Raw genomic sequence first — 12,048 nt, 5'->3', positions numbered from 1 at the left:
AAATCAGTGATCCTGTGCTTCGCCTGCACCTTTAGGATAGCGGATAGACTCCACCAAATCCTGAATGTCTTTAGGTGCATCACCTGTCATTTTGTGAACAATAAATGCCACCACAAAGTTAAAGATCATACCTAAAGTACCAATGCCCTCTGGCGAAATGCCAAATAACCAATGGTCAGGTGTATTTAACTCTGGAGAGATAAATTTAAAGAACACAATGTAACTGAAGGTGAACACAATACCCACGATCATACCGGCGATAGCACCCGTACTGTTCATGCGCTTGTTAAAGATACCCAAAATGATCGCAGGGAAGAAGCTCGATGCCGCGAGACCGAAGGCAAAGGCAACCACCTGCGCCACGAAGCCGGGCGGATAGACCCCAAAGTAACCGGAAATCAAGATGGCCACCGCTGCAGCGAGACGCGCATACATCAGCTCTTGCTTATCGGTAATGTTAGGCATCAGATTTCGCTTGAGCAAGTCATGGGAGACCGATGTTGAAATAACCAACAGCAGACCCGCCGATGTCGACAAGGCAGCAGCCACACCACCCGCAGCAACCAGTGCCACAACCCACGCCGGTAAGTCACCGATTTCTGGGTTTGCCAAGACCATAATGTCTCGGTCAATCGTCATTTCGTTGCGCTCATCACCTGAGTAGAACATACGACCATCGTCGTTTTTATCTTCCCAAGAAATCAGACCGGTTTTTTCCCAGTTCTTAATCCAGCTTGGCGCATTATCATACTCAACGCCTTGCAGATCGGGCCCGTTAACGGTGTTGATCATGTTCATTTTGCCGAATGCAGCGATAGTCGGTGCAGTCAGATAAACAACAGCGATGAATGCTAATGCCCAAAACGCTGAACGACGCGCATCACGTACCTTAGGTACCGTAAAGAAGCGAACAATAACATGCGGCAAGCCTGCTGTACCCACCATCAGGGCAGCGGTAATAAAGAATACATCGACTTTACTACGCACACCCTCGGTGTACTCAGCAAAACCCAGCTGGGTCGAGAGCCCATCAAGCCGCTCGAGCAAGAACTGGCCGGATCCGTCGGCGACGGTACCTCCAAAGCCGGTTTGCGGCAAAATGTGGCCCGTCATTAAGAGTGACAAGAAAACAGCAGGTACGATATAAGCGAACATCAACACGCAGTATTGCGCGACCTGGGTGTAAGTAATCCCCTTCATGCCGCCGAGCACGGTGTAGAAAAACACGATGACCATACCGATGATGACACCGGTCGCAATATCAACTTCGAGGAAGCGCGAGAATACCACGCCAACCCCACGCATTTGACCTGCGATGTAGGTGAACGAAACCAAGATCGCGCACAGCACTGCGATGGTGCGTGCTGTCTGCGAGTAATAGCGGTCACCGATAAAATCTGGCACGGTGAACTTACCGAATTTCCGTAGATACGGTGCCAAACACATAGCAAGCAGCACGTAGCCACCGGTCCAGCCCATTAGGTAAACCGAGCCATCATAACCTGCGAAAGCGATAATACCCGCCATCGAGATATAGGTCGCAGCCGACATCCAGTCAGCAGCGGTCGCCATACCGTTAGCAATGGGGTGTACACCACCGCCAGCAACATAAAAATCATTGGTTGAGCCGGCACGGGACCAAATTGCGATACCGATATACAGTGCAAAGGTCAGACCGACAATAATAAATGTGAGCGTTTGAATATCCATAGCGCATCAGTCCTCGTGAACTTCGTATTTATTATCGAGTTTCGCCATTCCCCGCACGTAAAGGAAAATCAGCACGATAAAGGTAATAATGGAGCCCTGCTGCGCAAACCAGAATCCTAGCTTAAAGCCAAAGAAACGGATTTCATTCAGCACATCCACTAAGAGAATTCCAAAGCCATAGGAAACCACAAACCACACGACGAGCAGTTTAAGCATTAAGCTCAGGTTCTCTTTCCAATACGCTTTGGCATCATCTTCGTTTTTAAATGCCATAACGTCCCCTCCTGTTGTAAGAATAATTGTTAACCTTTGTTAGGGTCGTTAACAAATGTAGGTGGAGTTGTATACAGGTGAAATTGGACTTTGGTCGTAGTGGGTTATTGGGCGCTTTATAGTCGCGCAAAATGCGCGACCTACCGCGAGGAGATGTATTTTAGGAGGGCTTTGAGGGCGGCGGGTTTGACTGGTTTGGGCATGAAGTGCAGGCCGGCTTGGCGCGCGTTGCGCTTTACGTGGTCGTCGCGCATAGCGGTGACCAGTGCACCAGGTAAGTCTCGTTGCCAAATGGTGCGGAGTTCGTTCGCCAATTGAATGCCATCGTCACCGCCGAGTTGGTAATCAAGCAACAGGCCGTCTAACGGCTCGTTGGCCTCTGCATAGGCAACAGCATCGGCGTAAGAGCGACAGGTTACCGCGCGACAGTTCCACTTTTCCAGCAGTGCGCTAACAGCACTGAGGTTATCCTTATCGTCGTCGACCACAAGCAGGCTCAATTCCGCTGTCGGTGTTTGGTCCGTTTGTTCGGTGCGTTTGGCGACCACTTGTGCGTGATGACCTAAGGGTATCGTCACCGAGAAACACGAGCCTTTACCCTCAACCGAGCGGATTTGCGGTTCGCAACCGAGCTGCTCACTCATCCTTTGCGCAACACTCAAGCCCAAACCAACACCATCCACCGTTTGGTTCTGAATCCGATAAAAAGCGTCGAAGATTTTGTTCTGCTGCTGAGCAGCGATGCCCGGACCCGTATCCCACACCGCGATTTGTAAGTAGTCACCCCGCTTACGTACACCGAGTAACACTTTACCCTTAGGCGTATATTTAATGGCGTTCGACAAAAAGTTCTGCACAATACGGCGCAAATAAGTCGGATCGGTATATACCGGGCGATCCACATAAAACGCGCGGAACTCAAGTTGTCGCTGCTCCGCCAGGACGTGATACTCTTCAATCAGTGGCTTTAAAACGCTGCTTAACATCACATGTTTAAACTGCGGCTTAAGCGCTCCTTGATCCATTTTGGCAATCGAGAGCAGCGTCGATAACAAGTGTTCAGTAGAACCCAACGCCGTATCTAACTTACCCAATAAGCTTTGATTGCGTTCTGATAGCTCATCCTCATTCACCGCCGATAGATACAATCGTGCCGCGTTGAGTGGCTGCAAGATATCGTGACTAGCGAGTGCTAAAAAGCGCGTTTTTGATGCGTTTGCCGCCTCGGCTTCTGCTTTTGCCTTTTTCAGCTCTTTCTCAACTTCACGGCGTCGATCAATCTCGGCGGTGAGCTCTTGGTTTATCTCGCGGATCTCTTGAGTTCGCGTATCCACGCGTTGCTCAAGGTCGATATTGGCATCCTCGAGCGCTTGCTGAGTTTCTACGTGCTCGGTAATATCGGTAAAACTGGTTACGAAGCCACCACTCGGTAACGGATTACCTACCATTTCAATCACACGACCATCAGCGCGGCGACGAATAAATCGATGCGCCGACCCCATTTGCATGTGGCGTAAGCGTTTACTCACTAACTCTTCGACTTCACCGGGACCACACTCGCCTCGCTCGGCGTTATAACGAATTAATGTGGCTATCGGTTGACCCGGCCTCACCATACCTTCTGGATAGTCGAATAGGTCGGTATAGCGTTTATTCCACGCGACCAGGCGCAACTCCGAATCAACCACGCTGATGCCCTGCGCTAAGTTCTCGAGCGAACTAAACAGAATCGACTGCTGGGTTTGTAACGCTTGCGTGGTGTCATCAAAGAAGTGAACCACTTCCTCAAGGTTAAGTTGCCTATCGCGCAATGCCGCCTCGACTAAAGAGCGCGCCGTCGCAGACCCTAAGACACCCGCAATCGCACGTTCGACGTAATTAATTAAGTTCTGGTCAGCAACGGCTTCAGCACGCAAAGACACCGAGTCATTAGGCGCCTGGTAGTACCGCATCAGTTGTTGCGCGCGCTCCGCTCCTAAAAAAGTCTTCAGCAGCAGCAACATATCCGCGTTAGTCGCTGACTGGTTTTTATGCAGCGGACTATCCGGTAAAGATGCACGAGGTTTTACAAATGCAGTCGCTTGAATGCGATCGACTAATCGTGGCCGCGACAGCAGCGAGAAGGCAATATAGGCAAAGCTGTTCATCAACAGCGAAATTACCGTGCCACGGGTGATGATCTCAACGTCGGAGAGCAACGCATCGCTGTAGAGTGGTATCAATACACTCACTATCCAGCCTACCGAACCAGCTAACAGCCCCGCATAAACACCGCGTGCATGACCGCGGCGCCAATAAAGTGCACCAATGAGCGTGGGCAACAGCTGTAAAACTAGAGAGAAGGCAAGTAAACCAATACTGACTAAATTAGTGCGTGCCGCCCAAAAGTAATAACAAAGAAACGCCAATGCCATGGTGACGCCGATCGCTACACGACGGAAAAGCAGTAAACTACGGTCATACTCGCGGCGCCGCTCACGCAGTGGCAAACGCGACTCACGCTGCAACAAAATCGGCATGATCACGTCGTTGGTGATCATGGTGCTCAGTGTCACCGACGCAATAATCACCATCGCAGTGGCCGCAGAGATGCCGCCAATAAAGATAATTAGCGAAAGCCAAAGCTGGTCTTTTAATAGTGGAAGTTGCAACGCAAACGTGGAGCCATCTTGATAGTTGGGCAACAACAAACTGCCCGCCAACGCGATCGGCACAATGGCCAACGCTGTCAGCGCTAAGTAAACAGGAAAGCCCCAACATGCAGTGCCCAAATGTTTGATATCAACATTATCAACTACAGCAACATGGAATTGGCGCGGTAAGCAGAGTATCGCGCCAGCGGCCATAAAGGTTTGTACGATAAATTCAAAAGAGCCAAAACTCGCCAGGCTCCAATGTGGATTCACGCTCGCCGAAAATGTCTGAGTCCACTCAAAACTAGGCTGTTCGCTCAGTAAATGCCAGGCAAAAATACCCGCGGCTGTGAGCGCAGTGAGCTTTATCATCGACTCAACCGCAATCGCTAGCATCATACCACTGCGGTACTCTGTCACCTCGACATGACGGGTACCAAATAGCATTGCAAATAGCGCCATCAAGGCAGCTGCGCCAAGCTCTTTTAGAGAAAACTCACTGGTGATCGAATCACTTTCGGTTAGCACCGCGAAGCTCAAGCCAACCGCTTTTAACTGCAGCGCAATGTAAGGCACAATCGCAAGCGCTGCAATGCAAGTCACCACAACGGCTAAGCGCCGCTTTTTGCCATAGCGTGACGAGATAAAGTCGGCGATCGAGGTAATATTCTGCTGCTTACTCACCGACACGAGCTTTTTCAGCACCCGGATACCAAAGGTAAACAGCAAAATCGGACCGAGCAGAATAGGAAAGAATGCCCAACCATCAACAGCCGCATTACCCACCGCGCCGTAATAGGTCCAGCTAGTGCAGTAAATCGCAAGCGACATGGCATAAACAAACGGGCGGTGACTCAGTTTGTTCGCCCACGAGTTCGTTTTATCACCCCAACTCGCAATGGCGAAAAGAAACACAACATAAAGTAGTGAGGCCAGTACGAGTATCCAAGTCATGGGTGAATCCTCAGTAATTGCATCGTGGTTTTCTTGCGCATCGTGCGCAGTCTACAATTGCAAACGTTCAGCCACTAGGACAGCTTGCGTACGGCTATAAACCCCAAGCTTACGGAAGATGGCGGTGATATGCGCTTTAACAGTCGCTTCAGTGATGTTGAGCTGATACGCAATCTGTTTATTAAGAAGGCCTTCGTGTAGAAAGTGCAGCACGCGATATTGTTGAGGTGTTAATTCTGAAACTTTACGCGCCAGCTCTTGATCCTCGTTTGAAATACCATCGAGTCGGTCACGATTATCTTTCGGTACCCAGGTATCGCCATCGAGAATGGTACTAATCGCTTCGGCAATTTGCGCTGAAGGAAGTGATTTTGGGATAAACCCCAGGGCGCCAAAGCCGATGCATTTAGCCACGATGGATGCATCTTCAGAACCCGAGATAATGGCAACGGGAAGCATTGGATAATCTTCCCGTACCCGAATAAGACCATATAGGTCACCGCTACCCGGCATGTGTAAGTCCAACAGCAGAAGATCCACGTCATCGTCTTCATTAAGCGCGGCGAGTGTCGAGTCTAAATCCTCGGCTTCACGCAGCGTCAATTCTTCGAAGTGGTTCGCGAGCGCGCCTTGAAGCGCCTCGCGAAACAGCGGGTGGTCATCTGCTATTAGAAATTTTGCCATGAGCGCTTTAGGTTATTGATTCTTACGATGTTCTATCAAAGAATCTACCACACTTGGATCGGCAAGCGTAGAGGTATCACCTAAATTATCAAACTCATTAGCTGCGATCTTGCGCAAGATACGGCGCATGATTTTTCCTGACCGTGTTTTAGGTAAACCTTTCGTCCAATGCAAGATATCCGGCGTCGCAATCGGGCTTAACTCTGAACGTACCCAGTTGCGTACCTCTTTGGTCAGTTCATCGGTCACCTCAACACCATCTACCGGCGTAATGTAAACGTAAATGCCCTGCCCTTTGATATCATGAGGGAAACCGACCACAGCGGCTTCAGCGACCGCACTGTGCGCAACCAACGCGCTCTCAATTTCAGCAGTACCTAAACGGTGACCTGAAACGTTCAAGACATCATCGACGCGCCCGGTAATCCAGTAATAGCCATCGGCATCGCGTTTGGCACCGTCGCCGGTAAAGTAGACATTTTTGTAGGTCGAGAAATAGGTCTGCTCAAAGCGTTCGTGATCGCCCCACAGCGTACGCATTTGGCCCGGCCATGAGTCCTCAATGATCAAGCCACCTTCAGCCTCGCCTGCTTGTTTATTGCCTTCACCGTCAACCAGCGCCGGTTTGACACCAAAGAAAGGTCGCGTCGCTGAGCCTGGTTTTAAATCAGTGGCGCCTGGCAATGGCGTAATCATGATGCCGCCGGTCTCGGTCTGCCACCACGTATCCATAATCGGACACTGACCGTTACCAATACGCTTGTGATACCACTCCCATGCTTCTGGATTAATAGGCTCCCCCACACTGCCCAGTACACGCAATGATTCACGTGTTGAGGTTTTCGCAGCTTCATCGCCTTTTGCCATCAGCGCGCGAATCGCCGTCGGTGCTGTATAAAGAATCGATACTTGATGTTTATCGACGATCTCACCAATACGACCCACGCCCGGGTATGTCGGTACGCCTTCAAACATTAATGAGGTTGCGCCGTTCGCGAAGGGACCATAAACGATGTATGAGTGACCGGTAATCCAGCCCACATCCGCCGCACACCAATAAATATCGTCGTCGTGACAATCAAATACATATTCGTGTGTCATGGACGCCCACACCATGTAGCCACCGGTAGTGTGCACAACGCCTTTCGGCTTACCCGTCGAGCCTGATGTATAAAGAATAAACAGCGGGTCTTCCGCACCCATGACTTCCGGCTGACATTCTTCGCTGACGTCGGCAATGAGCTCATGCCACCATACATCGCGACCTTCAGTCCAATTCACAGCGCCTTCGGTGACTTGGCTAACGACAACATGCTCCAAGGTTGGACAGGCGTCGTCTTCGAGCGCCGCATCAACGTTTTTCTTCAAACCAATGGTGCTACCACCGCGACGTCCTTCATCAGCGGTGATAATCACCTTAGCGCCACAGTCGTTGATTCGATCAGCAATGGCATTCGGGGAGAAGCCACCAAAAATGACCGAATGCACCGCACCGATACGCGCACACGCTAGCATGGCATAAGCTGCCTCAGGTACCATCGGCATGTAAATCGCCACACGATCACCTTTGCCAACGCCCAGCTTCTTCAGTCCATTGGCGAAGCGGGAAACTTCCTTATGCATCTCGCGATACGTAATGTGCTTGTCGACACTCGGGTCATCACCCTCCCAGATGATGGCTGTTTTATCGGCCTTATCGGCAAGGTGACGGTCAATACAGTTATAACAGGCGTTAAGCGTACCGTCTTGGTACCATTTAATATTGATGTTGCCCGGACTAAAAGAGGTATTTTTGACTTTGGTGTATGGAGTAAACCACGTGATTCGTTTACCCTGTTCACGCCAGAAGCCCTCTGGGTCATTAATCGACGCTTGATACATTTCCAAATAATCGTCGTTTGTAATTTTCGCTGTGTTTTTTATGTTTTCTGGAACTTTGTACAGTTGCGACATTACCTCTTCCTCCTTTATTCGCAAGATGGTAACTGTTGTACGTACTACACTTTATTAACACTATTAGACCATAGTCTAGATTGCTAAAAACTGACCAATTACCGAGAATTACTGGCGTGAATAATACAATAACGACGGCTTTCACACGGGAGAACACCATGGCAAAAGCACGCTCTACACAATCTATTGCATTATCTGCAGCTATCGCAGCGGCGCTCGGCACCGCATCAATCAGCGCACAAGCAGCAGACACTGACGTATCTTTTGGTGGATACGTAAAACTCGACTTAATGGTTTCTGACTACACCGATGGTCAAGCGCCAGCGAGTGGCAGCATTGCGCGCCAACAATATATTCCAAGCCTGACGCCAGTAGGCGGTAATGGCGATGATATGGTCACTGACTTCAGTGCACGTGAGTCACGTTTTTTCCTCAGCACAAAAACGGAACTCGATAACGGTGAAGTACTGACCGGTCACGTTGAGATGGATTTCCAATTGACCCCTGACGGTGACCAACGCATCTCCAACTCGTATAATCCGCGTTTGCGTCACGCATTCATCAAATACAAAAATTGGACCTTTGGCCAAACTTGGTCAAACTTCCAAGACCTCAACATCTTAGGTGAGTCTGTTGACTTCATCGGTGTCACTGACGGTATCGTATTTAACCGTCAAGCGCAGATCCGCTACACCTCTGGCGGCTTCAGCATGTCTATCGAGAACCCAGAAACCACAGTCACAGATACCATTGCTAACGGTAACGGACGTATCGTTTCGAGCGATGGCTTTATGCCGGACGTGACCTTTAAATACACTGGCAAGAGCGATAACCTCACTTGGCAGGCATCGACCCTGTTACGTCAGTTAACCTATGACGTAAACGGTGATGGCGACGACGAAACCGAATTTGGGTACGGCGTGAGCTTAGGCGCAAAATACAGCTTTGGCATGGACGACATCCGCGCGTCAATTACTACAGGCTCGGGTTTAGGTCGGTACCTTGCGCTTAACCAATGGAATGGCGCGGTAATCGATGCCAACGGTGACTTAGAAGCGATCGATTCAACCGGTATCTCGTTTGCATATCGCCATTTCTGGACGGACAAAATTCGCTCGAACGTGATTTACTCACGCGGTTGGGCCGATAATCCTGAAACCTTAGTCGGTGGTGGCGCGACCGAATATTCACAACGCCTAGCGTTCAACGTGATGTACAGCGCGGCATCTAATCTAACCTTCGGTGCTGAAATCTCGAAAGCACAGCGTGAAACCGAAGCAGGTATTGATGGCGACTTAAACCGCGTTCAATTCATGGCTAAATACGCGTTCTAAGCAGGTTCTGCCAATAAAAAAAGCCGCACAAATTATGTGCGGCTTTTTTGTATCTGCACTGCGGCAACTTGATGCACATGACGACATGCTTTAATGAGCTGCGCACGGCACGCGTATAAGGTTTTTCTCGCCTCACGCATCGAGTTATCACTCAGCCAATTATCAAACTGTCGTGTCGCGGTTTGAATCAGTGCGCTTGCCTTATCGAACTCATCTAAATGCACATAGGCACCACAAGTCAGCATGACGGCCGTGGCATAGTGCTGTTGGGCGTTGCTAGCAAACCAAGACACATGAGATAACTCAAGTGCCGTTGCTTGCGCATCATTGAGTATTGAGTGTGCATGTTGCCACTGGGCACGTTTTAAATACCCCGAGCCTAGACGCAATTGTTGATATAGTAGTTCTTGCTGTTGGAACACATTCATAGTCACCCCCTCTCAACGGATAACCCATTTAAATACGAACGGTTCTCATTTGCAAGTTTATATAGCAATTATTTACAAAAAAGCCGCACATACTCTACGCATGCGCGGCTTTATATCGGGTTGCTTAACAGCCTTTACTTCACGATATTTATCAGTGCTTTGGCGATGTCTGTATTGTTCATGTAGCCACGGAACGCGTCGCTATGAGGCCCACGAGCAAATACAGGCACATCGATGCCGGTGTGTCCGCTGGTCGTCCAGCCGGTGCCTGTGATGTCGCCGGTAATATAGACCAAAGCATCATGTAATGCGTCTTTACGGTCGTCCTCATCTTCATCAGCCGCTGCCATCAGCTCATCAACGTACTCTTCAGTCAGTTCATAATTTACTTTATCGGCAACATAACCCGCCCACTCGTCGGCTTCCATTCCTAGCAAGTCAGACACCATTGAGCTAATCGATGATTCGATGTTCATTACACGGTCGGAGTACCAGGCGTAGTCGCCGTCGCGGCCCAATGTTAAACCGCCGGTCGAGTGGTCAGCCGTCATCACTACTAATGTATTCGGGTGCTTCTCTTGAAACTCACGTACCACTTCAAGAGCGCGATTTAAGCCATCCATCTCGTGCACCGCACAAGCAATATCATTAGCATGCCCACACCAGTCGATTTCACTACCCTCAATCATTAGTGCAAACGAACCCTCTTTCGGCTCAAGCAAACGCAGCGCGGCGTCGGTCATCTTTGCCAAGGCATTCACATCACCGTCAATGGCAAATGGCAAGCCTTTAGGGGCAAATGCGCCCAATACAGGCGTTTCGTCAATTTGATCTAAGGAGTTCAAATCCGTGGTAATCGTTAAGCCATAATCAGGCAAGATCTCAAACCAGTTCTTATCTTCGCGCTCGAAGTAACTCCGTCCGCCGCCTAGCAAAACGTCAAACGAAGGCTTGCCATTAACCACTTGTTCAGCGATCAAATCAGCAATCTCGTTATATTCATAACGTGAAGGGTGGTGGTTAAAGAATGATGCGGGTGTTGCATGGTTAACTTGCGAGGTCGAGACAGCGCCCGTAGCCCAACCATTGTCTTTGGCCATTTCCATTATGGTTTTCAGTGGATGCTTATCATTGTCGACCGCAATCGCACCATTGTAGGTTTTCTCACCTGTGGCTAACGCGGTCGCACCCGCGGCAGAATCAGTGACCCATGTATTATCTTCAGGATAAGTAGTTGCGGCGCCCGTAAGCATGGCATCAAATTCAATCGGTGCAACCGTGTGTGTTTCAAGATCCGACATCGCATAGCGGTAAGCACTAATATACTCAAAGCCCATACCATCACCGATGATATAGATGATGTTTGGATCGTCATTGTGTTCGTTTGCGAAAGCAGACACCGAGCCTGCTGAAAAAGATAACGCCAAAGCGGCGGTTAAAATAGAACGCTTCATACAAAAATGGCCCCATTAACAAGTAATGGGGCCAATCTTAGCAGAGAAATTATGACAAATGTATGTACCGACTCAAAACACCAGGGAAATCTCTATTTGAGCCTGTACACAGTCCTTGTCACATTATCTCAATACATCTGCCGTCATGCGTTCTTCGACGATTTCAATGTCTGCACCATTAACGCCCTCAATTGCCTTAATGGATTTGCGTAACGACAGCATTTCAGTGCCTTCCGCGGCCTTGAAAAGTACTAAGTCTAAACGTGGATAAACACGCTCGACCGTTAAACCCAGTTGGTTAGCAACGCTGTCTGCATCATAGGTGTTCATTAGTACCGAAATAACACCTGAGACGAATGCGGGCTTACCTGTAATGCTGTTAGTCATTTCAGTACCAGCAAGTAAAGCATCGTTACGGCCTTTAAGCACTGGATCAGCGCCCTCTGGTAACTTGGTAAAACGATAGGTTTTGTAATCATTACCTACGTTAAATGCTTTTGCAGGCGCTTCCGCTTTTGTGCGGTGTGGCAATTTGCCATCATCCTGTGCCATAGCACTGGTTGATGCGACACCCAGAGCGACTGCTGCAATTAAAAATACCTTATTCATAATAATCTCCTAGCGC

The 12,048-nt window shown here is 49.4% G+C and carries 9 protein-coding genes; 1 reads left to right on the top strand and 8 read right to left on the bottom strand.

Translation table 11 applies throughout. From position 1 onward, the window contains the following. Nucleotides 1-3 precede the first annotated feature (3 nt). The 5 genes from BFR57_RS06795 to acs form a co-directional block, all read right to left on the bottom strand. Nucleotides 4-1,710 carry a sodium:solute symporter family protein gene (locus BFR57_RS06795; protein WP_071463248.1) on the bottom strand — a complete coding sequence of 569 codons (1,707 nt, stop codon included), beginning with the start codon at nucleotides 1,708-1,710 and terminating at the stop codon, nucleotides 4-6. Between the two features lie 6 nt (nucleotides 1,711-1,716). Further along, nucleotides 1,717-1,983 (bottom strand): DUF4212 domain-containing protein, encoded by a 267-nt coding sequence (locus BFR57_RS06790; protein WP_006954159.1) that lies wholly within the window; start codon nucleotides 1,981-1,983, stop codon nucleotides 1,717-1,719. Between the two features lie 140 nt (nucleotides 1,984-2,123). Further along, a complete protein-coding gene (locus tag BFR57_RS06785; RefSeq protein WP_071463247.1) occupies nucleotides 2,124-5,570 on the bottom strand; it encodes a PAS domain-containing hybrid sensor histidine kinase/response regulator in 3,447 nt (1,148 codons plus the stop codon). Nucleotides 5,571-5,621: 51 nt separating this feature from the next. Next, complete coding sequence (locus BFR57_RS06780) at nucleotides 5,622-6,254, bottom strand: response regulator transcription factor (RefSeq protein WP_006954150.1); 633 nt, start codon at nucleotides 6,252-6,254, stop codon at nucleotides 5,622-5,624. Nucleotides 6,255-6,266: 12 nt separating this feature from the next. Further along, nucleotides 6,267-8,207, bottom strand: a complete 1,941-nt coding sequence (gene acs, locus BFR57_RS06775; protein ID WP_071463246.1) for an acetate--CoA ligase — start codon at nucleotides 8,205-8,207, stop codon at nucleotides 6,267-6,269. Between the two features lie 158 nt (nucleotides 8,208-8,365). Between acs and BFR57_RS06770 the strand changes: the two genes are divergently transcribed. Next, nucleotides 8,366-9,541, top strand: coding sequence for a DcaP family trimeric outer membrane transporter (locus BFR57_RS06770; protein ID WP_071463245.1), 1,176 nt, complete (start codon nucleotides 8,366-8,368; stop codon nucleotides 9,539-9,541). Between the two features lie 32 nt (nucleotides 9,542-9,573). Here the strand turns inward: BFR57_RS06770 and BFR57_RS06765 are convergent, their stop codons facing one another. From BFR57_RS06765 to BFR57_RS06755, 3 genes are all read right to left on the bottom strand, one after another. Next, entirely contained in the window at nucleotides 9,574-9,969 is a 396-nt protein-coding gene (locus tag BFR57_RS06765) for a hypothetical protein (RefSeq protein ID WP_071463244.1), read from the bottom strand. A gap of 134 nt (nucleotides 9,970-10,103) precedes the next feature. Further along, the gene (locus BFR57_RS06760; protein ID WP_071463243.1) at nucleotides 10,104-11,423 is read right to left on the bottom strand and encodes an alkaline phosphatase; all 1,320 of its coding nucleotides are present in this window, start codon (nucleotides 11,421-11,423) and stop codon (nucleotides 10,104-10,106) included. A gap of 123 nt (nucleotides 11,424-11,546) precedes the next feature. Continuing rightward, nucleotides 11,547-12,032, bottom strand: a complete 486-nt coding sequence (locus BFR57_RS06755) for a hypothetical protein (protein WP_071463242.1) — start codon at nucleotides 12,030-12,032, stop codon at nucleotides 11,547-11,549. Nucleotides 12,033-12,048 lie beyond the last annotated feature (16 nt).

Origin of the sequence: Idiomarina sp. MD25a (genome assembly GCF_001870515.1) — a bacterium.
In the GTDB taxonomy this organism is placed as follows: domain Bacteria; phylum Pseudomonadota; class Gammaproteobacteria; order Enterobacterales; family Alteromonadaceae; genus Idiomarina.
Note: the sequence above shows the minus strand (reverse complement) of the source record. Positions and strands in the feature narration are given on the sequence as shown.

Coding starts and splice junctions, on each gene's coding strand:
- BFR57_RS06790 (WP_006954159.1), bottom strand. CDS start 1,983: ATGGCATTTAAAAACGAAGATGATGCCAAAGCGTATTGGAAAGAGAAC.
- acs (WP_071463246.1), bottom strand. CDS start 8,207: ATGTCGCAACTGTACAAAGTTCCAGAAAACATAAAAAACACAGCGAAA.
- BFR57_RS06760 (WP_071463243.1), bottom strand. CDS start 11,423: ATGAAGCGTTCTATTTTAACCGCCGCTTTGGCGTTATCTTTTTCAGCA.
- BFR57_RS06755 (WP_071463242.1), bottom strand. CDS start 12,032: ATGAATAAGGTATTTTTAATTGCAGCAGTCGCTCTGGGTGTCGCATCA.
- BFR57_RS06785 (WP_071463247.1), bottom strand. CDS start 5,570: ATGACTTGGATACTCGTACTGGCCTCACTACTTTATGTTGTGTTTCTT.
- BFR57_RS06770 (WP_071463245.1), top strand. CDS start 8,366: ATGGCAAAAGCACGCTCTACACAATCTATTGCATTATCTGCAGCTATC.
- BFR57_RS06795 (WP_071463248.1), bottom strand. CDS start 1,710: ATGGATATTCAAACGCTCACATTTATTATTGTCGGTCTGACCTTTGCA.
- BFR57_RS06765 (WP_071463244.1), bottom strand. CDS start 9,969: ATGAATGTGTTCCAACAGCAAGAACTACTATATCAACAATTGCGTCTA.
- BFR57_RS06780 (WP_006954150.1), bottom strand. CDS start 6,254: ATGGCAAAATTTCTAATAGCAGATGACCACCCGCTGTTTCGCGAGGCG.